Annotated in this window: 14 protein-coding genes and 2 tRNA genes; 10 read left to right on the top strand and 6 right to left on the bottom strand. The window is 38.2% G+C overall.

Annotation, left to right across the window (positions count from 1 at the left end; all coding sequences use genetic code 11):
* Nucleotides 1-972 carry an ABC transporter permease gene (locus tag Q0X59_RS03070; RefSeq protein ID WP_297643102.1) on the bottom strand — a complete coding sequence of 324 codons (972 nt, stop codon included), beginning with the start codon at nucleotides 970-972 and terminating at the stop codon, nucleotides 1-3.
* 201 nt (nucleotides 973-1,173) lie between these two features.
* Nucleotides 1,174-2,871 (bottom strand): ABC transporter substrate-binding protein, encoded by a 1,698-nt coding sequence (locus tag Q0X59_RS03065; protein ID WP_297643100.1) that lies wholly within the window; start codon nucleotides 2,869-2,871, stop codon nucleotides 1,174-1,176.
* A 603-nt stretch (nucleotides 2,872-3,474) separates the two neighbouring features.
* Between Q0X59_RS03065 and pdxS the strand changes: the two genes are divergently transcribed.
* The 4 genes from pdxS (at nucleotide 3,475) to Q0X59_RS03045 (ending at nucleotide 6,246) form a co-directional block, all read left to right on the top strand.
* Nucleotides 3,475-4,410 (top strand): pyridoxal 5'-phosphate synthase lyase subunit PdxS, encoded by a 936-nt coding sequence (gene pdxS / locus Q0X59_RS03060; protein ID WP_103043136.1) that lies wholly within the window; start codon nucleotides 3,475-3,477, stop codon nucleotides 4,408-4,410.
* Nucleotides 4,407-5,036, top strand: coding sequence for a pyridoxal 5'-phosphate synthase glutaminase subunit PdxT (gene pdxT, locus Q0X59_RS03055; protein ID WP_075523427.1), 630 nt, complete (start codon nucleotides 4,407-4,409; stop codon nucleotides 5,034-5,036). Before pdxS ends, pdxT begins: the two co-directional genes overlap by 4 nt.
* A gap of 599 nt (nucleotides 5,037-5,635) precedes the next feature.
* Nucleotides 5,636-5,965 (top strand): type II toxin-antitoxin system RelB/DinJ family antitoxin, encoded by a 330-nt coding sequence (locus tag Q0X59_RS03050; RefSeq protein WP_297643097.1) that lies wholly within the window; start codon nucleotides 5,636-5,638, stop codon nucleotides 5,963-5,965.
* Between the two features lie 2 nt (nucleotides 5,966-5,967).
* A complete protein-coding gene (locus Q0X59_RS03045) occupies nucleotides 5,968-6,246 on the top strand; it encodes a type II toxin-antitoxin system YafQ family toxin (RefSeq protein WP_297643095.1) in 279 nt (92 codons plus the stop codon).
* A 9-nt stretch (nucleotides 6,247-6,255) separates the two neighbouring features.
* Here Q0X59_RS03045 and Q0X59_RS03040 read toward each other — a convergent pair whose 3' ends face one another.
* Both Q0X59_RS03040 and pgi read right to left on the bottom strand, forming a co-directional pair.
* Entirely contained in the window at nucleotides 6,256-10,032 is a 3,777-nt protein-coding gene (locus Q0X59_RS03040) for a BspA family leucine-rich repeat surface protein (RefSeq protein ID WP_297643093.1), read from the bottom strand.
* Between the two features lie 490 nt (nucleotides 10,033-10,522).
* Complete coding sequence (gene pgi, locus Q0X59_RS03035) at nucleotides 10,523-12,217, bottom strand: glucose-6-phosphate isomerase (protein WP_297643091.1); 1,695 nt, start codon at nucleotides 12,215-12,217, stop codon at nucleotides 10,523-10,525.
* A 246-nt stretch (nucleotides 12,218-12,463) separates the two neighbouring features.
* Between pgi and Q0X59_RS03030 the strand changes: the two genes are divergently transcribed.
* From Q0X59_RS03030 to Q0X59_RS03010, 5 genes are all read left to right on the top strand, one after another.
* Nucleotides 12,464-12,536, top strand: a tRNA-Thr gene (locus Q0X59_RS03030).
* A gap of 53 nt (nucleotides 12,537-12,589) precedes the next feature.
* Nucleotides 12,590-12,670 (top strand) — tRNA-Leu (locus Q0X59_RS03025).
* A 643-nt stretch (nucleotides 12,671-13,313) separates the two neighbouring features.
* The gene (locus tag Q0X59_RS03020; RefSeq protein ID WP_297643089.1) at nucleotides 13,314-13,964 is read left to right on the top strand and encodes a phosphoribosyltransferase family protein; all 651 of its coding nucleotides are present in this window, start codon (nucleotides 13,314-13,316) and stop codon (nucleotides 13,962-13,964) included.
* A gap of 176 nt (nucleotides 13,965-14,140) precedes the next feature.
* A complete protein-coding gene (locus Q0X59_RS03015; RefSeq protein ID WP_297643087.1) occupies nucleotides 14,141-14,971 on the top strand; it encodes an HAD hydrolase family protein in 831 nt (276 codons plus the stop codon).
* 399 nt (nucleotides 14,972-15,370) lie between these two features.
* Entirely contained in the window at nucleotides 15,371-15,799 is a 429-nt protein-coding gene (locus Q0X59_RS03010) for a metallopeptidase family protein (protein ID WP_297643085.1), read from the top strand.
* Nucleotides 15,800-15,809: 10 nt separating this feature from the next.
* Here Q0X59_RS03010 and Q0X59_RS03005 read toward each other — a convergent pair whose 3' ends face one another.
* Nucleotides 15,810-17,630, bottom strand: coding sequence for a DUF5719 family protein (locus Q0X59_RS03005; RefSeq protein ID WP_297643083.1), 1,821 nt, complete (start codon nucleotides 17,628-17,630; stop codon nucleotides 15,810-15,812).
* Nucleotides 17,617-20,943 carry a glycosyltransferase family 2 protein gene (locus Q0X59_RS03000; protein ID WP_297643081.1) on the bottom strand — a complete coding sequence of 1,109 codons (3,327 nt, stop codon included), beginning with the start codon at nucleotides 20,941-20,943 and terminating at the stop codon, nucleotides 17,617-17,619. The genes Q0X59_RS03005 and Q0X59_RS03000 overlap by 14 nt, the downstream gene beginning before the upstream one ends.
* A gap of 461 nt (nucleotides 20,944-21,404) precedes the next feature.
* Here Q0X59_RS03000 and Q0X59_RS02995 point away from each other — a divergent pair, with 461 nt between their 5' ends.
* Nucleotides 21,405-22,721 carry an LCP family protein gene (locus Q0X59_RS02995; RefSeq protein ID WP_297643159.1) on the top strand — a complete coding sequence of 439 codons (1,317 nt, stop codon included), beginning with the start codon at nucleotides 21,405-21,407 and terminating at the stop codon, nucleotides 22,719-22,721.
* Nucleotides 22,722-22,746: the final 25 nt, after the last annotated feature.

Below are 22,746 nucleotides of genomic sequence, written 5' to 3'. Positions count from 1 at the left end.
TTATTCGCTCACTTTCTGATTATTAGCAAATCTAGAATCAAGCAAACGATGTGATATATCAATTGCAAACCCAATAATTAAGAAAAATGATGCGAGCATAAACAGTTCACCTTGAACTAAAATCAAATCTCGCAATCCAACATCGCGGACCAAACCCATACCCATCCCCGGTAAAGAGAACAGGTTTTCAATAACCATCACACCCATAACCATATGCGCGAAAGTCAAGCCAATAACAGAAACTAGCTGTGGCATAGCAAGCCTTAAAGCAACTTTCCAAATAACCTGTTTTCTAGTCATTCCACAAGCCATAGCTTGAGATGAAACTTCACTTTGCATAATATCTGCCAATATTGCAGCTGTATATCGCATAAAACTAGATCCAACTATAATTCCAACTGTTAGAGCAGGCAAAATTAAAGAAAGGAAGCAGGAAGGAAAATCTTGCCAACCATCTGTAGGAAAACCTTGAGTAGGCAAAATACCAACGATTCCAATACCCTTACCGAGTAAAAGAATAATTAACATTCCGCCCCATAAAGCAGGTACACAGCCAGCAGTCAATGCAACAAAACGAGCAAAAGATTGAGCTAATCTACCTATCCGCATAACTTGCCAGCAGCCCATCGGTATGCCAATTACAAGCGCAATAATAAGACCTAATAAAATTAAAGGGAAAGTAATTGCTGCTCTAGACGCAATCATACTAGTAACAGATTTACCTGTAAGCATTGATACACCAAAATCACCACGCAAAACACTAGTAAGCCAGCTAATGTATTGAACCCATAACGGCTTATCTAATCCAAGTTCTGCTCGCAATTGTTCAACTTTTCCTGAAGGCGCATTTAAGCCAGCCATAACTTGAGCTACATCGCCTGGCAGCACACGCAATGCAAAAAATATTGCTATAGATAGGAAAAACAGAGCAACTACAAAAAGTAGAATTCGCACAAATATCATACGCAACATGAATATCTCCCTATATCAAGCAAATAAACATCTTGACCATCTTTTTGACCATCTTTACGCTAAACAAATTTGCTAGCGCGCTCAAAATCATGAATGAACGCGCTAACAAACTCGTTATTCGCTACCCACTAGCAGATGCGTTTGCAACAGAAAACACACCAGCAAATTCGCGGAAAATTCGCGGAAAATTCGCCGTCAAACTCAAACAAGACGCAAATTATACAATGGCAAAACCTCTTGATTCATATCAAAAGGCATACCTTCAAGATTCTTCACTTTCGCAGTCGTCACGCGATAATTAAACAGCCAATCTGCAGGAGCATCTTCGCTAACAATACGCGCAGCTTTTGCAAGCAAATTGTACGACTCTTTAGAATCCGTACTAAGCATTGCTTTAGCATACAAATCTTGAACTAGCTTATTATCATAGCCATAGTAGTAAGTAGAATCAGCCCACTGACCAAAATCATGGCTTTCATTATGATCCACCATAGACAAATCGTATTGCTTATTCTTATACACGTCTTGTAACCAAGTAGTAAACTCAACAACATTAACCTTAAGATTTATTCCAACAGGCTTTAATTGCGAGCGCAACTGATCGCCTATTTGCGTTCCATAAATATTCGGATATGTGAGAGTTAGCGAAAGAGGATTTGATTCGTCAAAACCAGCTTCCTTCATTAAAGATTTTGCAAGCTTAACGTCATAAGTATAAAGTTTCGTCAAATCTTCATAACCTGGGTCAAGACGAGGAATAGGACCAGCAAGAGGTAAATCGTCACCTCCACGAGATGCAATAATTTGCTTGTGATCTATTGCATAACGAATTGCGCTCCTCACGCGCTTATCTTTCGTATACTTTCCTTTCATATTCATAGCAAGAACGAACTTATCTGTACCGTCCCCCGAGCGAACGTCATACTTTTTAGAATCATCTTTAAAAGGCTTAGAAAGCTGTGCTGAAATAGGAGCTAAAGCTTGTACAGCACCAGAAGATAGAGCGTCAATTGCAGCATTATCGTCTACAAAATATCTTAAAACTATTTTCTTAGTTTTAGCATGATTTACACCGTTATAACGAGGATTTGCTTCTAAAACTACGCGATCGTTTGGCATAAATTTTTCAACTAAATACGGACCCGATCCAATAGCTTGAGTTTTCGGATCATACTTTGCGAGTTTATCGAAAACTAATCCAGCACGACCACATAAAGCCCATAAAAGCTTTGAATTAGGCTCTTTAAGCTTGATTTCAAACGTGTAATCGTCTTTTGCTTTAGCTTCCGCAACTTTTCCAACCATGTTTGATCCGCGATACTTTTTAGACACAAGCTCATTAAAAGACCACTGCGCATCTTTTGCAGTTAGCTTGTGACCATTAGAAAACATAGCGCCTTTACGAATGTTGAAAGTGTAAGTTAATCCATCTTTACTAACATTCCAACTTTTAGCTAAAGATGCAGAAACTTGATTCTTAGAATTTCTAGCTACTAATCCTTCATAAACATTGCCAATAAGAAGCTGATCTAGAGATGAGCCAGATTGATTTCTAATATCAAGATTTGTAGGAGCTAACTTAAGACCAATCGACACTGTTTTTGTAGAAATTACTCCATTAGCGTTGTTATTACGAGAATTATTGTTAGTTGTGAACGTTGCAAAAATAGAACTCACAATCACAATAGTTACAAGAGCTAATGTGAAAGTCCAGCCTTTTGCTAGTTTACGTTTCGAATGCATCTTTGATGATTTTTCTTTCATTCTCAAAGATTCATCGGTAGTAGAATCGCTGTAGTTTTCCGATTGTAAATCTGATTTAGGCGATTTGAAATCAGAAAATACTTCGGTCGCGTCATTTTCAATGTGCGCGCCTTCTTCGTGCTTTTCGTCACACATACCATAAACCTTTCTAAATGGCATACTTATTTAATTATTTCCAACTATTTTTAGTTATTTTTAGTTATTTCTATCTTTAGTTATTTCTAACTATCTTTAGTTATTTCTAACTATTTTTTAACTATCTTTAGTTATCTCTTCTTACTTTTTAGTTATCTTTTTATTTTTAATTATCTTTTTATTTTTAGTTATCTTAATTTGCTCGCTGCTTAGCAGATACGCAATAAATCACCAATAATCAAAAAGCAAAGCTGAAGCTTTTCGAATTATAAAGCCAAGCCAAAATTGGTATTTTAGCGCATTTGTTTAAGTCAACGGCTTTATTAAATCGTAGACCATTAGCATGTCATGATTGTTATTGGCGAGTCCAAATAGAAATACAGAAGAAATATACATAAACTTAAATCCGCATATTTTTTAACGTAGAAAAATTCGTAGTGTACATAAAGTTGTAGTATTAACAAGGGTATATCCTACGAATGTGCTTAAATGCCAACATAGCGTAAACTTTTAAACGCATTATATGCACGCATATAGCATGCAAGTTTCATGAAGTCAGCGCGTGTAAAAGATTCGTAAAAAGAAAGTCTAAAGCGAGGAATAATGTCTGAAAACTTGAATACTACAGTAACTGTGAACGAATCCTCAGATCCGCAAAATCGCAATTGCGAAGACCGCACTGCGTTGAATCGCCAACTAGCGCAAATGCTTAAAGGCGGCGTGATTATGGACGTAACAACTCCAGAACAAGCAAGAATTGCTGAAGATTCTGGAGCTTGCGCAGTTATGGCGTTAGAGCGTATTCCTGCAGATATTCGAGCAGCAGGCGGAGTTTCACGCATGAGCGATCCTGCTATGATTCGTGGAATTCAAGACGCAGTGTCTATTCCTGTTATGGCAAAATGCAGAATCGGACACTTTGTTGAAGCTCAAGTTCTTGAAGCAATTGAGATTGATTACATTGACGAAAGTGAAGTACTTAGCCCAGCAGACGATGTTTATCATATTAACAAGCGTGATTTTGCAGTACCTTTCGTTTGCGGAGCTAAAGATTTAGGCGAAGCTTTGCGCCGAATTAACGAAGGTGCTTCTATGATTCGCACTAAAGGTGAACCAGGCACAGGAGACGTAATTCAAGCAGTACGACATATGCGTATGATGAATTCAGCTATTCGCAAGCTCACAAGCATGCGTGAAGATGAACTTTTCGAAGAAGCGAAGACTTTGCGCGTTCCATTTGAATTAGTTAAATACGTTGCTCAAAACGGAAAGTTACCTGTAGTAAACTTCGCTGCAGGTGGAGTTGCTACCCCTGCAGATGCTGCTTTGATGATGCAACTTGGAGCTGAAGGAGTGTTCGTTGGATCTGGAATATTTAAGTCCGGAGATCCAGCAAAGCGAGCTGCAGCAATCGTAAAATCCGTTACTAACTACAAAGACGCTAAGATGATTGCGAAACTTTCCGAGAATTTGGGCGAAGCTATGGTCGGTATTAACGAACAGGAAATCAAGATTTTAATGGCTGAAAGAGGCGAATGATTTTGACAAACTCCCCTATTAACACATCTAATAATGCTCGCACTGTAGCAATTTTGGCAGTTCAAGGCGCTTTTCTTGAACACAGATTGATGTTAGAAAAACTGGGAGCGCATGTTATTGAACTTCGTCAAGAACGCGATTTAGAACAAGATTTTGACTCACTTGTTTTACCAGGCGGAGAAAGCACTGTGCAATCAAAGCTTCTTCTAGAACAAAACATGCTTGAACCTTTGAAAAATCGCATTGCTAACGGCATGCCAGTTCTTGGAACTTGTGCAGGACTGATATTGCTTGCTAAAAGCGTACAAGGCGATTCAAAAGGCAATAAAATAACCGGATTCAACACTTTAGACGTTACAGTTAAGCGCAATGCTTATGGACGTCAACTTGGAAGTTTTCATTGCGAATCTGATTTTGGAAGCGATAAAACTTCGATAAACATTGGCAAAGTACCTATGACTTTTATTCGCGCGCCTTATATTGCAGAAGTCGGCGATGACGTTGAGGTTCTTGCAAGTGTTGATAATCATATTGTTGCAGCTCGTCAAGGAAACCAAATCGGAACATCATTCCACCCAGAGCTTGATACAGATACGAGAATTCACCAGATTTTCTTAGATCTGTAAGAGGATTTGTAATCAGACTTGTAAGCGCTTGCGTTGAAAGCACAGTGTGCTTTCAACGCAAGCGAGGTCTGCCTTCTTCTCAATTGACGAAGGTAGGGCAGATTTGTGTGGGAATTCATTGGGAATTCGGTTATGATTACGATGCGCTACGACCTGCCTGAGCACTGCGATATAGCGTGCACTGAAGAGCTTGAAATACGTTATACAACTCCAGGCTCACTAATGCGCTTAGGCAGGTCTTCAGCGCACCATAGCTAACACACTTTTTAACACAGACGTCAAAAAGTCATCAAAATCTATAAGTTTTTGAAATAGAATTCAAAAACTTTCCAAAATCCAGAAGTTTTTAACGTGAGATTCAAAAACTTTGAATTTTATGTAAGTTGCACAACAAACATACACATGCAGCAAATGTAATGCAATCGTAATACAATGTAAAACGTTTATATGATATTGTAAAACAGAATAATACATTGTAGAATGAAATAAAAGTTGATATTTGAATATCAGAGCTAGAAAAGCAAATCAAAATTAACTAGTCAAAAAACTAATGCGCTTATAGAAGCAAAAATTATAAGTATAAAATCAAGGAGCATATTATGGCAATCAGCGCAACTGCGAAAACAGCAAGGAAATCAAACGCTAAAGCGAAAACAGCAAGCATCAACGTGCGCGTCACCAAAGATGTTAAAGCGCAAGCAGAAGAATTATTCGACAGCTTCGGCATAACTCTTAGCGAAGCAATCAACATGTTCTTACACAAATCACTTATGGTAGAAGGACTCCCCTTCGATTTAAAACAGCCAAAATACAATAAAGAAACAATCGCCGCGTTTAAGGAAGCAGAAGATATTCTATCTGGGAAAATTCCAGCAAAACGCTATAACTCAGTATCCGAGATGATGGATGACGTTTTTAAGGAAGACTAATTATGCTTACTTTAACATACACTTCGCAGTTTAAAAAAGACATGAAGCAAATCAGAAAACGCGGATACGACACGCATCTTGTTGATATATTACTTGAGAAGTTGCGCAACGAAGAGATTCTTGACGAAACGTACCAAGATCATCCTCTTAAAGGAAAATATTTAGGATTCCGCGAATGCCATGTAAAATCAGACTGGCTATTGATTTACATAATTAAGGAAAACGAGCTTGTTTTAACAGCTTCTCGCACAGGAACGCACTCTGACTTGTTCAACGAGTAGCGCTCCGATTTAGCGCTGTTTAGTGCGCTTGCCGAAGGTTACCAAAGCAGTGGTGAGCAAAGACTCGACCCATCCATGACGAGCAAACGCACCGGAAACAGCGAATATTGAGAACAGCCCGATAGACAAGAACGTAAACATAACAGCCGACTGACCTCCAGTATGCGGCAAAGGCACCGGCTTAACAAAGGTTTCCAAATAGTATGTCGTAGTAAAGAATATCAAAGGCGACTTTGGATTACTAACAGGCACAGCATCATCACTATCGCCAAGTTCTCTCCATTCACAACCGCTTTTAGCTTGCTTCTTAAACAAGATTTTATAAGCATTGCCCTGTTCGCCAGCATCTCCTTCGATTCCTTCGATTTCTTTGCTTCCTTCATCACCGTCATCTGTTACAGATCGCGATTCTATTGCGGATTGCAATTCCTTTACACGCGATTTCAACTTTGCACTACGCGAATCAGAATCGTGTTCTTCACCTTCTCCAGTACTTTCACTTTCATCAGGATTTTCATCAGGATTTTCACCTTCACCTTCACCACCAGGTTCCTCGCCACCAGTAACTTCGCCCGATTGAGAATCTATAGCACTTCTAAACTTTGAAGCGAAACTATTTTTTACAATTCTGTACGCATAATCCTGCGATTTTTCATCCTGTTTCTTCTCTAAATTACTCGAATTATACAGTGCAGGAACATAGTACGTATAAGTAGTTCCACTCAAATCTCTATTGCAATCACATGTCATATTGTCATTTTTTATATCGCCAGGCTCCATCGGCTTAGCTTTAACAGGAATGTAGTATGTAATCTTTTTAAGATCATCATCGTTTGAAATTGTATCTAAAATCGTAACATTATTAGTTACGACTATATTATTGCTGTGACCCTTCTCATCGATGGAGAATATGTCACCACTAGCAAAATGTTTTGCTATAGGATCATCATCAGGATTATTCTCAAAACCACTAGACTTCAAGTTATTCGCAATCAGTGTGCCTTTAAAACCATCAAACATACTATCAACAGAAAAGTAATGTTTGCTCTCATCATCAGGGTCAGCATTAACCAAAGGTGTACTCGACTTTGTAAAAGTCTTATTGCTGAAATCTAATACAAGACTGTCGCCGCTTCCGGCTCCTGCATTGGAAAACATCAAACTAAGATTCGTAACTTTTGAAATATCCCACTTGCTCAAATCCGCAGAACCAGTAAGAGATTTGCAATCCGCAAACATGCTAGACATGTCCTTAACATTGCTAACATTCCAACCACTCAATGCACTTATATCAGTCAAATTATCAGTACCTTCAGCAAGGCTGTGGCTGAACATTTCACACATATTCGTAACATTGCCAACATTCCAATCTTTTAGACCTGAAAGATTACTTAATCCAATACACCCCTCGAACATGTCATGCATATCAGTAACATTGTCAACCTTCCATTTTGCTAAATCTGAAAGGCTACTTAAGCTCTTACAACCGCTGAACAGACTATTCATATCCGTAACATTGTCAACCTTCCAGTCTTTCAAATCACTAATGTTCGCCAGCAATTCACAACCACTAAACAGGCTAGACATGTTCGTAACATTGCCAACTTTTGTTGCCCAATTACTCAACTTCTCTGCACTAGTAAGCTTTTTACAATCCGCAAACATGCCAGACATGTTCGTAACATTGCCAACATTCCAGTCTTTTAAATCTGAAAGGCTACTTAAGCTCTTACAACCGTTGAACATGTTATGCATATCCGTTACATTGTCAACATTCCAGTCTTTCAAATCACTAATACTATTCAACAATTCACAACCACTGAACATGCCAGACATGTTCGTAACATTGCCAACCTTTGCTGCCCAATTACTCAATGCACTTATATTAGTCAATCCAGTTTTAGTGTCAGAGTCGGAATCAGCGCAACCGTTGAACATACTATTCATATCCGTAACATTGCCAACATTCCAGTTTTCTAGACCAGAAAGACTCGTTAAGCCACTACAACCGTTGAACATGTCATGCATGTCAGTAACATTGTCAACCTTCCAGTTTGCTAGATCTGAAAGGCTACTTAAGCCCTTACAACCTTTAAACATGCCATCCATTTTCGTAACATTGCCAACATTCCAATCTTTTATATATGAAAGACTCGTTAAGCCACTACAACCGTTGAACATATCATGCATATTCTTAACATTGTCAACCTTCCAATCTTTCAAAGGCTCAATGCTACTAATATTGTTGCATCCATAGAACATTCTAAACGTGCTAGTTAATCTGCTTGTGCTGCTCTTACCTTTTGTATTCCAACTAGCTAATCCATTGATATTGTTAAGATTAAAGCAATTTGCAAACATGTCATCCATTGCCGTAACGTTACTGACATTCCAATCTTCTATGCCAACAGTATTTTGAATCTGTGTCTCCGCAAACATTGCCCTCATGCCTGTAACTTTACTTACATCCCACTTTTGAAACGCATTCAAATTTTTACCAATATTCATACAGTATCTGAACATGCTGTTCATTGACTCGACTTTTTTAGTTTTCCAGTTTCCCAAACCAGTAAAATCTTCTAGACTGCCACACCCCTCGAACATGCTATCCATATTCGTAACGTTACTAACATTCCAGTCTTTCAAAGGTTCAAGCGAAGTAATATTCATCAAACCTGCATATCCGGCTAGATTAAAACTATCACGTTTATCTTCGTCCGCAATAACAGCCGAGAACATGCTCTTCATGTTCGTAACCTTACGCACATCCCAATCTTTCAAACCGTCAATATCATTTAAATTCGTGCACCCCTCGAACATGCCCTCCATATTCGTAACCTTACGCACATCCCAATCACTCAAAAAACTAAGATTAGTTAATGAGGAATCCTTAAAAAGATAGGACATGTCTGTAACATAACTTATATCAAACTTTTCGATATTATCAATGTTACTAATATTTTTCCCTGAAAAAAGACCTTCCTTACCTTTTGACAAACTCCCGTACGCATACACGAATGCACCAAAAAAATCAACTGAGCCATTTCCATCATTATTGAGCTTTGAAATTTCTCTTCGAATACTATCAAAATTAGTAGGTAGCCCATCAGCACTAATAGCACACGCGTTTCCAGAACCAGAGTTAGGGCGAAATATAATTGCATTACTGAAAAATCCACTTCCACGATAACCTACACAAGCAGGAAGTGCTTTAACTTTTTCTAGCGTTAATTTCTCAAGAGTATCTGCATCGCGATCTTGACTCTTAGCTTTTTTAGCGTCTTTGCTATCTTTTTTAGAAGCCTTGTCAGCATTTTTGTCAACATTTTTGTCAGATTTACCAGATTTTACAGCATCTTTATTGGCATCTTTGCCAGAACCTTTACCAGCAATTTTCCCGGCATCCTTGCCAGCATTGCTGTTATCTACAGACCCCCCATTAGGATTTTCACTATTCCCCTTACTACTTTTGTTGTCTACTCCTTCACTATCTTTAGCAGCTACCCCATTAGCTGCACTGTTACCTTCTTTTTTATTCCCATCTTTATAATTCTTATCCCCTTTATCCACTTCCTTAACAGTTTCCCCTTTAACTCCCCCTTCACCTGACTTATTCTGACCTCTATTATTCTCAGCAACAGCAGATAATACAGCAGCAAACAATGGATTTTTCGTTACGTTTGCATAAGCAAGCCCCTGCAACACAGTTACGCTTAAAATAATAGAAATTACACACGAAACGGCGCCGATTGCCGAAAGAATACGATGCTTCTTACTCCTCTTCATCAAACTACCTCTCAAATGTAAACAAATCCGCTACCGGCGTATAAACATGGCACAAAACGCATCTGTCAAGAAAGTTCACCGGCGAACACAATCTTTACACACTCTTCTTGTATTATACACTCACAAACATAAATCTGCATAGCGAAATTTATTCATGCAGCAATAAACATAGAAAACCAGACGCAGAAAATTTGAAAAAACATAGCGAATTAAACGTAGAGAACTAAACGAGAAAATTAAACCTAGAGAATTAAACATAACAATCGCATCTCCATTGATGCGTTTGTTACAAAAATAGAATAAAAAACATAGAAATAGAATAAAAAATATACAAAACTGGGGCTGAAATCCAATATAGACTTTCGAATTTCACCGTTAAACTTGTGAATTTAAGCTTGTAAACTCAATATATTCGATTCCACAAACTAATCAAACAAGCTAAGAAATCTAAAAATCTACGCGAATTTCAACCCCAGTCTAGTAAACTCACTTACTTGCGATGAGCGCGATAGAAGCGAATCAAGCTCTGAGTAGAAGCATCCTGAGCTGCCAAAGCATCATCATCCTTAGAAATTGCAGGAGTAATTTGCTTTGCAAGCTGCTTGCCAAGCTCAACACCCCACTGATCATAGGAATCCAAGCCCCACACAGTGCCTTCAACGAAAGTGATGTGCTCGTAGAGAGCAATAAGTTCACCTAAGCTGAATGGAGTCAAAGCCTCACCGAAGATAGAAGTTGTTGGACGATTGCCGCTAAATACGCGAGCTGGAACAATCTCTTCTGGAGTTCCTTCAGCGCGAACTTCATCTGCAGTCTTACCGAAAGCAAGAGCCTTAGTCTGTGCAAGATAGTTGCCCAAGAATAGCTCATGTACGTCTTGATCGCCATCTTTAGTAGGATTTGGCGTATTCACGAAAGCAATGAAATCAGCTGGAATAAGTTGAGTACCCTGGTGAATCAACTGGTAGAAAGCGTGCTGACCGTTAGTTCCTGGCTCACCCCAGAAGATTTCACCTGTTTCACTTGTTACAGGAGTTCCATCCCAACGAACCGACTTACCATTAGATTCCATTGTGAGCTGCTGCAAATAAGCAGGGAAACGATGCAAATACTGATCGTATGGAAGTACAGCGTGAGAAGCAACCTTATAGAAGTTGCGATACCACACGTTGAGCATACCAAGAAGAACCACAACATTCTTCTCAAATGGAGTTTGCGCAAAGTAAGTGTCGATTGCATGGAAGCCATGCAAGAATTCTTCGAAACGCTCAGGTCCTAGAACAACAGCCAAAGAAGTACCGACAGCGGAATCCACAGAGTAACGACCGCCAACCCAGCTCCAGAAACCGAAAGCGTTGGTTGGGTTAATTCCGAACTCTTCAACCTTCTCTAAGTTTGTGGAAACAGCTACGAAGTGCTTAGCAACAGCATCAGCCTTTTGAGCGTCACTTCCATCAATAGCACCAGACTCTTGAAGCTTGTTAAGCAACCATGTACGAGCAGTGCGAGCGTTAGTCAAAGTTTCCAAAGTAGTGAAAGTCTTAGAAACAATAATGAAAAGCGTAGTTTCTGGATCCAAATCCTTAGTCTTTTCTGCCATATCGTTTGGATCAATGTTAGAAACATAGCGAGCGCTAATACCAGCATCTGCATATGGCTTCAAAGCTTCGTAAACCATCACTGGACCTAAATCAGATCCACCGATACCAATGTTTACAACAGTCTTAATGTTCTTACCGGTAACACCTTTCCAAGCACCGGAACGAACTTCATTAGCAAAATCGTAAATACGTCCTAATACTTCACGTACATCGGCAACAGTATCTTGACCGTCTACAATGAACTTACCTGAATCCTCAGCAGGACGGCGCAAAGCAGTGTGTAATACAGCGCGATCTTCAGTATTGTTAATATGCACACCTGTATACATAGCCTTTGTGCGCTCATCAAGCTTTACAGCTTTTGCAAGATCAGCAAAAAGCTTAAGAGTTTCAGGCTTGATTAAATTCTTAGAAAGATCGAAGTGAAGATCTCCAGCTTCGAAGCTCAACTTATCCACGCGATTTGCATCCTCTGCAAACCACTTCTTCAGGCAGACGCCTTCAGACTGCAACTCGTCGTAATGCTTCTTTAATGCAGCCCATTCAGGGGTTTTTACGGCGTCAACTGGCGGATTGATGGCCATTTTAAGGTCCTTTCATATTTGATGAAGTGACGTGATGTTCGGTTTTATTCAACAGTTGAATAAGACGACTTCGCGCATTTCGCACATAACTCGACCGCATACATCACTATCTTCCACCTCACAAGATACTCACAAAAGCGGACAGAGTTACACAAAATTCACACGCCACGCCAAGTAGACAAACTTTAAAAAATACAGTAAACTGTTTGATTCGTGCGCGAGTCGCGAATGCTTCTCGGGCAACTTGCCACTTTAGCTCAGTCGGTAGAGCGTCTCCCTCGTAATGAGAAGGTCGACAGTTCGATTCTGTCAAGTGGCTCTCAAATCCACTCGAGCATGTAAACAATTATTACATTCCTTGATTGGATTTATGCGCGAGTGGCGAAATGGTAGACGCGCAGGATTTAGGTTCCTGTGTCTTATGACATGTGGGTTCAAGTCCCATCCCGCGCACTTTTTGATTTCAAAAATTGAACTCAAACTTTTTGAATTTATTTAACGCTAAAAACTTTCTTACTTCGCAAAAACTTTCTTCTTTCGAAAGAGTTCTTACTTCGTCAAAACTTATTCAACTTCGTAAAAACTTATTCAACGCTGAAAAACTTCTAACCACAATCAAAACTTCTAACCACAATCAAAGAATTTTCTTGATGTAAAATTAAATTGCAAATAATCTAAAAACATGGTTGGAGGACGCATCTTAAATTCAAGTGCACAAGAATTGGGGGCTTGTGCACAACACTCTCATACTCGCACACACGAACGCACACACGAACGCGAACATTCCCTCACGCATGAGCACTCTCACATTTGCACACGCTACAGTGCAAACTCTCACACAAGCACAACAACAAGTATAAACGCGCACGCAAGCGCAAACGCGCACGAAAAACACACTCCCTCACACTCTAAAAAACACCTAATTTGCACAAGTTTCAACGAGTATTCGCTATGCAATCGCACACATCAATGGTTTTGCGCAAACTGGTATTCTTTCTGGAAAGCTATAGAAACTTTGCTTTTCCCACGAGGTTGTGCAGGATGCAATAAGCCAGATGAAATTTTATGCAAAAATTGTTTAAATTTAATGAATCACGTGTACTCAAAAGATTTACCTGGAAGTGAATATAAAAAGTTATACGCTTGCAGTTTATACGAAGGACCAATTCGCACAGCCATACTTTCATGGAAAGATCACAACGATATTGAATGTGATACTCCATTTTCTAAAGTAATATCTTCTTTAACTTATACAGTGATTGCAAATCACAAACAGAAAGAAAACACTAAATACACAACTATAAGTGGAAATATTTCGCATTGTATTGATAGAAAATCAAATAAAACACTTCAAAATAACGACTCAGAAATCATTATCATTCCAATGCCATCTTCTAAAAAATCATTACACAATCGCGGAAGAAAACACATAATACCACTAGCAAAAGCAATAGAATCAACTCTTAACTGTCACAAAATAAAATCAAGAGTATGCTGTGCAATACGCATGAATAAAAACGTTAGTAATAAATCTGTTCAAACATCTGGAATTAAAGGACGGCTGGCGCGTAGTGCCAACGCTTTTATAGTTACAAAAAACTTAGTTGAAAATAGAAAAGTAATAATAGTTGACGATATAGTTACTACAGGATCTACTATGAGCAATTGCACAAATGCTTTAAAAAAATCAGGAGCAACAGTTATAGCAGGATTTGCATTGGCAATTACTACTTCAAAAATCCATTAGATTTTATAAGCTTCACTCTAATCATATCTAAACTGTGTTTGCAAAACGCATATAAGCTCATTTAATATTTTTCGCAATTCAAGCTTTTAAAATATAAATTTTTGTGTCATCATTTTCAAGATTAAAATTATATGCAATACTGAAATAGTTGCGTTATATCTAAAAGGGGGCATGCTGTGTTAGAAGCTATAGTGCATGATTGCAATGAATATCTTCTTGCTGAGCGCATCGCTCAATCATCGCTTATCGCTTTCGATTTAGATAATACTTTAGCGTGCTCAAGGCAACCAATGCTCCCCGATATGGCATCTATATTAAGCGATTTAATATGCGAAAAGCCAATAGCGATTATTACTGGCGGATGCATGAACTTAGTGAAAACTCAAATTTTAGACGTTCTTAATCCGTATACGAAATTGGAAAATTTACATATTATGCCAACGAATGGCACTAGATACTATCGCATTGAAGGCAATGGAGAATTGCATTGTGTTTATGCTCACAATATTCCAGATGAAGACATCGATAAAATCATTAAAGTTATACGCGTTTGCGCTAAAAATCTAGGATTGTTAAAAGAACCTAGGGATTTAGATTTATGGGGCGAACAAATCGAAAATCGTGGAAGTCAAGTCACATTTTCAGCACTAGGACAAAATGCTCCAGCTTTTCGTAAAAAAGCTTGGGATCCTAACGGTGTTTTGAAAGCTAAATTAGCTAATGCTATTCGCGAAAACTTACCTGATTTTGCTGTTCGTCAAGGAGGAGATACAAGCGTAGATGTTTATTGCAAAGGCGATGATAAAGCTCACGCATTGACTACTCTTTCCAATATTTGTGGCATAGATGTGGAAGATACTGTATTTATTGGGGATCGGATGAGCGAAGGCGGAAACGACTACCCTACTGCTTTTACTGGCACTCTTGCAGTTGAAGTACAAAATCCTAAAGATACAGTTGAATTATGCAAGCGCGTATTGCGTGAGATCAGATTCGCCAATAATTAAACTTGTAAAAATCGTATAGGATTTTTACTAAGTAAGTTAAGTATAGATTGTGTACTAGTGAGGTGTGGGAAATTTATTTACCAGACCCGTTTTGCTATTAGTTAGGCAGAGATTTAAGATTTTTCGCCCTGAATGAGATGAACCTCAGCATCTTTGATGGTGATTCATCGAATGAAGAAGAAAAATCGAAAAATCTCGGTGATTAGCCGAAGATTAAAAGACTAAACATGCCAAGAGCTATCGGAGTTTCTCTTAGAGCAATGTAAAAATCTTGCGATGAGAGAAACTCCGAGAGCTCAGCAACAACAAGTAGGAGAATTTTGTAAGTAAATCTATAGCTTATTAAAAAAGTCGCGCATTTTGAAAACTTTGCCTATAGCATAATTTACATTGGAAAATATGACAACTTTAATATGGGATCAACGCCGTTATAGAAACCGTCATGGACGCGGTATGCGCGCTCCTATGTTTGGCACTAGACTACCACGATATCGTACAGCGAGCGCAATGTTTGACTCTATGGTTGCTTCTCAAATACGTAGACTTAATTCAGCTTGGAGCGAGCTGACGCGCAACATTCAATTTGCTGTAGAAGACGTTCCACCTTCTCAACCACTTATTTGGGAAAGCAATAGGAGGATTTTATCTCAATGTTTTCCAGCAAGCCGCGGAATGCAAGCGCGAATTGTGTTATATCGACTTCCATTATGCAATCACGTAACAAGCAGAGCGGAACTAAATTATGCCATACGAGATGAAATAGTTCAACGCTTAGCTGAATTATACGGTAGAAGACCTGAAGAAATAGATCCAGATTGGGGAATGTAGTAAAAGAAGATTACTTAACAACTCCTTGAGTTCGTGTAACTTTTACAGAAACTTGTTGAGGCTCTAAAGACTGTGATTTAATCCACGCAACAGACGCAAGATGAGCATCGTCTACTTCTTTCTTATGAAGACGAGCAGCAAAAGCAACATTCGATTTAGAATTGATTTCAAACATAACAGCATTTTCATCAATGTCGTTTGCTTTCAATTCCAATGAACTATTAGCGCGAATATTTATAGTTTTATCTTTAAGAAAATCACCTTTATAATCAAAAGCTTTTAATTTCACAGATGCATTGTCTAAGCCAGAAGATGCTAAATACAGTGATGTTTCTTCAGGATTAACAGGAGTAACTATTGCTCTATATCCTTCGCCATTAACACGAGTAGCAAACGCTACATCTTCTTGACCGCCATCTGATTTACGATTTAATTCAACCATGGAAGCAATAGGATTATTTGAATCAAGTTTTAACGCGCTAACTTTATCTGGAACTTTTCCAAGATCTATTACCTTCAATTCTTGAGATTGTAAAGGCACATTTTTAATAGATTTTGAACCTTCATCGTCCATCCAAGATATGTTTACATTACTTGATTTTCTAGACCAAATATATAACTTTGCGTTATCTGACTGACTAACTCCAGGGATAATAGAAGATTTGCAATCAGATTCTAATGGTTGAATAATATCTACACCTTTAACTACTAAACCTTGCATTCTCCTATATTGCATAAACGAAGCAACTGGAGCTTGCTCACTCAAGACTTGCAAATATAAGCCTTTACTTAAACTCGCAGCAGCTGCAATATCAAACGTTGATTCACTATTAGCATCAACAGTAAAAGTACTTCCAGTAGATAACCCTAAAACGCTACTTCCATGTTCAACTGACCACATTCTGATTTGTACAATAGTAGGCTTAGCAGAGCTGTTTACTGAAACTAAACGAATTGAAGTACCAGAATCAACTTCAGGAACTAAAAATGTTTGGCTCCTAGATGGAATCACACACGATGATGCAGAAAGCCCACGCAAATCTCCATCACTTGCCCAAGAAGCAGACGAAGCAGAAAGTCCAGTTCCAGAATCTGATGCGGATAATTTTCCTTCTAAAACTTGAGAATCTTTATCAATTTTTTTATTCGCATAAAACACAACGCGAGCGCTATTATCAACACTAGAATCACTATTGTTGCTGTTTTCGGCATCAGAATCATCATTTAACTCTTCACTAGAGCTAGAAGAAGAATCATCAGAATCATCACTATTAACACTAGAATCATCGCTATTAGAATTACTTTTATTATTTGCGACTTTTATGCTATTAACAGAATGTAATTTACTAGCAAATTCTCCATTATCTCTAGCATTTCGAACAGTAGCATTGTGCATGTTTCCAAAAACACCGTATCTTGCATAAGAAGAAATATTTCCATCGGATTCGCGATACTGACTATCACCATAATCAGATGATTCAGATATTGCTAATCTGGAAGGGCAAACCATTTTTAAATTCGTAGCGGTGACGCGCTGAGTTATTGAAGATGAAGGAGATAAAGCATCATCAACGAATTGAGTATAAAATGACTTGGTTGCGAAAATAACAGATATAGCTATAAAAATAATTGCACTTAAAGAAGCTAATAAAGTCACGAAAACATTATGCATATGACGTTTTCTTTGCTCTACTGTTTGTGCAATGTCAGCACTATGCTGACCAATATTTTGATGCGTTTCACTATTAGAATCCACAGCAGAATCCACAGCAGAATCCACAGCAGAATCCACAGCAGAATCAGTATTGCTATCACTATTACGCCAACTCATCAATACTCTCCTCTCTATTATCATCATTACGTTCTAAAACGTTATATTTGCCAAACCGAGGAACAGCAACTAAGCAATATAACAACAAAACTATTGCGCATACTAAAATCCATGAAACTCTCCACGCTAAAGGTCTCATTCGATAATAGAACGAAGATTTAGAAGTAACAGTAGCAGGATTATCAAAGCGACAATATGTGCCTTGCTTAGAAGTGACAACAAGCTGTGCAGATTCAGAAGCATTAACATTAGAAATAAGACGTTCAGTTGCAGCTTTATCTGCAAAAGTTTCACCATATATCAAAGAATTATATGGTGACTTTTTCGCTTTATATGAATCATTTACTATATAAATTCCGCCAAATCCAAATTGTTCTAGAGTTTCAATAGCTCCAGGATCAGCGTGAGAAATAAGCTTTGCAACAGCAGAAGAAAGTGCAACATCATTCCTAGACATTCCATAAAGCACATTACGCACACGTAAAGCTGGAGATTCATCAATAGCATCTCCTCTAGATGTACGCATAATAGCAATCTCAATATCTTTATCGCTAATAGCTCGAACAGCTAAAACTCTACGACTACTATCTTTATTTAAATAATCAGTCACTACCATTGGCAATCCATCACCACTGGCGGAAACTGAACTCAAAGGACCACTTAGAATAGCGAAAATTGCTAGAAGTATAGCCATAGCGAAAATTCCACAAGATAAAATCCCTCTAGCACAATAAGCAACTCTACTCAAAACTAAAGCAGCAGATTTACGCATAGCAGCACGCTTATCTACCCTAGTTTTATAAACTTCATTTCTATATTTTACTTTCAACGGCTCAAAACGACTTACAGCATGACCTGCAACCATGCATATGCATGCAAGCACACCACTAGCAGAAAGAACTACTCCAGGAAGAGCACTTCCTGCAACAGGACCTAATGCATCAGAACTAACAACAACTCTTACAGAAATAAGCGAAAGAGCCATTCCAGATATAATAACTCCCCACATAACGCGAGATTGACGCAAAGAAAATGGTAAAGCAAGCGAAATAATAGCCATAACAACTGCAATTATTGCAAATACAATCATCAAAATACCGCGAAGTGAAAGTAATTGATTATTAGAAGAAACATAACCAACATTCATATTAAAAGTTCGCAATAATATTTCAATATACCCATCACAACGAGGCGAACCTTGTATATTGCTATGCGCTAAAGCCATAGAACCAAATATTTGACGCCACATTCCAGCATTGAAATACCTAACTACGCTACCTAAAGTTGGCAAACACACTAGAATCGAAGGTATCGGCATAAGAACAAGCATTGCTCTATGTGAACGAACCATTACGATAGCAATCACGAAAATAACTAATAAAGCAAGTAATAATTGTGGCTCAGCTGCAACAGCAGGCATAAAACATAAAGCAGCACACGCTGCAGATTGCGTAGAAGGAACAGGCTTAACAGGATCTTCTGTAACATACATTCCAACTGCTCTGAAAGAGAACGCTAATGCTGCAGGCAAAAACACCATTACAACAAGCATAGGAATATCACCACGAGCAAATAATCCGAATGCCATTGCAAGCACTGACCAGCAAATTCCAGAACATACACGTATAGAATCAGATCTTGTAAATACTCCAGCAAAAGCCCAGAAGCTTAAAAGCATTAAAGGAGCTGACAAGAAGAACAAGAAAGTGACTGCTAAAGCAGGATTTCCGCCAAAAATAGCAGATGCAATCGACCACATTAACAATAATGGAGCAGGCGGCAAAGCAGGGCCAAAACCATTATCTGGAATCCAAGACCCTATTGCAGCATTCCATAATTGACCAATGCTTGATCCAGTAGGAACCCACTGTTGAGCGTAAATCGTTGAGCCTTCAAGAATCTCTCGCCATGAACTACCATAGAACACGAATGTTGCGCACAAGGCAACCATTGCAGCTACTAACGCAGCGCTCCAACGCAATAATATTCTTCTATGAAGATGCTTCCTAGCAAGCGGTCCTAGCAAAATCCCATGCTTTTGAGATTTATAAGCAGCACAACGATCTTTCCACTTAGCAATCTGTTTACGGTTTGCAACAAGAGTGTTCAAATTTTTTATAGATACTCTAGTAGCTCTTACAACACGAAGTCTAGCAAAAATAGCTTTAGGTAATTGTAGTATTGCAGACCACGGAAGCCATAAGTGCACTAAAGCAGTATAAGGTTGTTTAACAAATAGAGATTGCAACGCCATAACAAGCGAAACTGGAATACTTATAAGCCAAATAATAGGCCATAAAACAAGACGAATATCCGTATAAAAATATCTTTGCAAAGCTTTAAGAGATAAAGCTATGCTGTGAACCATACCCGATTTTTCTTCCGCTAGAGCATCACCGGAACGAGTACGTATACCCTCAAATCGCGCTCGCCTATGAGCAATACGAGCAGAAGGAACTACAACAACTCTGCCACCATTCAAACATACTCTACGACAAAAATCGCGAGATTCTCCAAAAGTTGTCATCCAAGGTTGAACTCCATGCATGGATTGCCATGTTCCTAAAGGAATAAGAGCGCCTGCAAAAGAAACACTGAACACATCTTTGCGATTATCGTATTGTTCTTGATCTAACTCTCCTTCAACAGTTAAAGAATGCAAACGATGATGCCAAGAATACATTCCAACATTGTGTAAGATTTTTCCTTCCCAATCGACTTGTTTTGCTCCTAAAACAGATGCCGTTGGAGTGTTACGCCATGTTTCTCTCAAAGATTCTAAACAACTAGAATCAGCTGGGCGAGAATCGTCATGTAAAAGCCACATTGCTTTTATTCCATTACACGGCATAAGTTGATGTAAAGCTTTATCAATAGCATTACCAAAAGAATGTGCTGAAACTACAGGAAGTATGATTACATTGATTTTTTTATAATTATCTTCGCTTAAACGCTTATATATATAAGAATCATTGGAATCAGCAGAATCGATTAAATTATTAGAATTTCTAGAAGATGCAAAATTTTTCTCAATAACATCGTCTAGCGCACTAGTAACGCAATTAACGTTTATATACGAACGTTTAATATCTTTAACACGGCGAGCACAATCAACAATCACAATTGTGCCAGGAAGTATACTTTGATCGGCAACAGCTTTAAGCGTTTCCTTGTAAAATCGTGTATCTCTTTCAATACACATCATTGCCATAATAGATGAGTCTACATCTCTTGGCCTAGCATTCTTAAGATTTGCAAAGGCATGAAGAACTTCATGTTGAAACTTATCTACATCAGCAATTATTGAATCCATAGTTACAGTGTACGCAAGGGGTAGGTAACTACAAATAAAACGCTCATAAAACGCTCATAAAACGCTCATAAAATCTTATTAAATATCAATAGAACACTCAATAAAACACTTAATAAACACTTAATAAATAATCGTAAATCTAAAATAATCTAAATAAAATCACAAAATGTTACATAAAAATCAACATAAACACTATAATTTAGTAAATAATCTCAATAGATTGCATTATAGTTATGTACATTGTATCTAATTGTTATTGAGCATTAAATACTATGTATAACGATACGCAAAATATACTTTAGACCATGTTTTCTTAAGATATGGTTTTTTGAAAGAAGGTATACATGGTGACTTCACGCCACCCTCAAAACTATGAGAGGAACGAGAGCATTTCAAGATTCCGTTCTCCAAGACATAGTCTTGATTTTAATGTCAACAATCGCTTACGAAAAATAATATGCATGAGCATTGTTGCAATATTGACCTTCTTCTCAACAATTGCAACCGCAGTATGGTCAGACTTTAGCACGACTATAAGCAATAGATCTATAAAAGTAATTCATAATCCTGGAAGCAAAAAAGCTGAAGAACCTGTTGATCCTAATGCTGGAAAACCTATAAACTTCCTTCTTCTTGGACAAGACACTCGCGAAGGCAAAAATAATAATTTTGCACATGATGGCGAAGAAAACCACCAATCAGATACTGCAATGGTTGTACAAATTAGCGCAGATCGTTCTTATGTTAATTTAGTTTCTATTCCAAGAGATTCTATAGTAAACGCGCCTGGATGCAACACTTCCAGAGGATACGTTCCAGCTCGAAGAAACGTAATGTTTAATTCCATATTCGCTGCTGGATATTCTCGCGGAAGAGATTTAGCATCAGCTGCAAGCTGCTCTCTAAAAGCCGTCAATACTCTTACTGGACTTAACATTGATAACTTTATTGTGGCTGATTTCAACGGTTTGAGCGAAATGATTAACGCAATTGGTGGCGTTACACTATGTATTCCTGCTAATACGCATGACCGTTACACTGGAATCACTTTAAAGCGCGGATTGAGACATCTCGATGGCGTTACAGCAACTCAATACGCTAGAATGCGACACGATACTGCAAGCGATGGCTCTGATATTATGCGCACAACGCGTCAGCAATACTTAGTAAAACAATTAGTACATCAAGCTTTATCTAAGAATTTATTTACTCAATCAGGGCAACTATATCAACTCGCTAAATCTGCTTTAAATTCTTTGAATATCAGTTCAGGACTTGCAAATCCTGCTACCTTAGTTGGAATAGCAGTAAGCTTAAGACACTTGGATACTTCAAAGATATACGCTAGAACAATACCGATTACAACTGATCCTACAAATCCTAATCGCGTTGTATGGGATTACTCTGCAGAAAACATATGGCAAGCAATGCGCGAAAATAAGCCTATTATAGAAAATGCAAATTCTTCTGCATCGCCTAAGCGCAAAGGAAAGTCACAAAAACGTAAAAACGTTAATAGCAACAATTCTTCTAACGAAAAGTCATCTTCTAGCGAAAATGCAAAAGATGAAAGCAACTCTTCGCAAGAATCTCAATATGGAAAAATAGATCCTAATACAGGCTTAGCAAAAGATAGATTAGGAAGACTAGTAGATCCTAATACAGGCGGAATTGTAAATCCAAAAGATGGAACTATACGAGATCCTTCCACTGGATACTATATGGGTATTGCAGATAAATATTTGAACAATACTATATGCGCTGTGCCAAAATCATAAGTTTGACATTTATAGAGTAACGTTC

It is taken from the genome of uncultured Gardnerella sp. (assembly GCF_947280595.1).
GTDB lineage: Bacteria > Actinomycetota > Actinomycetes > Actinomycetales > Bifidobacteriaceae > Bifidobacterium > Bifidobacterium vaginale_A.
This window is presented reverse-complemented; position numbering and strand designations above follow the sequence as displayed.